This window comes from Serratia sp. HNCC26DJ244, from assembly GCF_057180565.1.
Genome location: NZ_JBXUGO010000063.1, coordinates 1 through 1,371 on the forward strand (window position 1 = coordinate 1; position 1,371 = coordinate 1,371).

1 protein-coding gene is annotated in these 1,371 nt (G+C 52.1%); it reads right to left on the bottom strand.

The window, feature by feature from the left end; translation table 11 throughout:
- Nucleotides 1-1,371: Ig-like domain-containing protein (locus tag AC2A06_RS18525; RefSeq protein WP_484381259.1), on the bottom strand; the 1,371-nt coding region annotated here is incomplete at both ends.

Below are 1,371 nucleotides of genomic sequence, written 5' to 3' on the forward strand. Positions count from 1 at the left end.
GGCAGAATCAATCACCCGCAGTTGGTAGTTAAACGTGGTGCTCTGAGTGACCGCAGCCAACTGATAGTTCCAGTCAGTCCCGGTTTGAGACAACAGCGTGGTCCAGTTACTCCCATTATCAAAGGAGATCTGCAGATACTGGTTGCTCTGCAGCGCAGCACTCAACGCCCCCTTGATGGTCACCGTACGGTCACGGGTGATCATATCGGTGTTAATCTCTGTCGCACTGTGGCTGAACAGATCGCCTGTTTTCAAACCGCTAGAGGTATCGGTGGTAATAATTGCGCTGGTGGTCATACCATTCAGGTTCGGTGCCACGGTGCTCACTGTCAGCGCATGTGAGTCGGTGTCACCAATATTACCTGCCTGATCAACCACACGTGCTTCAATGGTATAGTCCTTTGAAGTCAACGGCTTGCTTTGCAGATCCACCGTCCAACTGCTGGCGGTCGTGCTGCTCGCTTTGGTCCAGGTTTCACCGCCATCCACACTCACTTCGACCCACTCGTCTGCCAGCAGTGCCTTGTTCAGTGTACCGTTAATCAACAACGTGGTATCGCTGGTGTTGAAGTCGGTATTGCTGATACCCAAGTCATCACTGATTGACGTGATGCTGATAGCCGCATCAGAAATCGTCGCATCAATAATGATGGTTTCAGTACCGCTCGGCGCACTCTCCTGACCTGCATCGTTGGTTCCGGTCACTTTGAAGTTGTAAGTACCGTCTGCCAATGCTGGGTTGGGTGTAAAGCTCCAACTACCACCAGGGCCCGCAGTAGTGGTACCTACCACAGTTTTATCGTTATAGATGGTAATCTTATCGCCTTCAGCCACCGAAGACGTCCCGCTCAAGGTTGGCGTATTGTCCTTGGTCAGGCTGTTGTTGGTCAACGCCATACGGGTAGTGCCGGTATCATCAATAATACTGTCGATAACCGGAGCGTCTGGGGTCAATGACATAATAACGTCATAGCTGGTGCTCGGCTTGGCGCTATTACCTACCTTGTCAGTCTCTTCCACGGTCAACTTGTTTTTACCGTCATACAGTGAGCCCGTAGCGGTCAACGTCCACTGGCCATTGCTGCCTACGGTGGTGGTGCCCAGTACTTTGGTATTACCATCGCCATCGGTGGTGTATACCGTGATGGTATTACCCTCTTCTGCACCGGTACCGTTAACCAACGGATTGCGATCATCCAACACGCTACCCTTACTGACCGGGCCGGTTACCAAACCATACTGATCGACGACCTCAGTGATCGCTACCTTGCTGACATCCGGTGGTGTGAAGTCCAGCGTCAACGTAAAGGTTGTCGATGGCAAACTGACGTTACCGGCCCCATCGGTTGCCTTGACGTAAAAATCATGCGG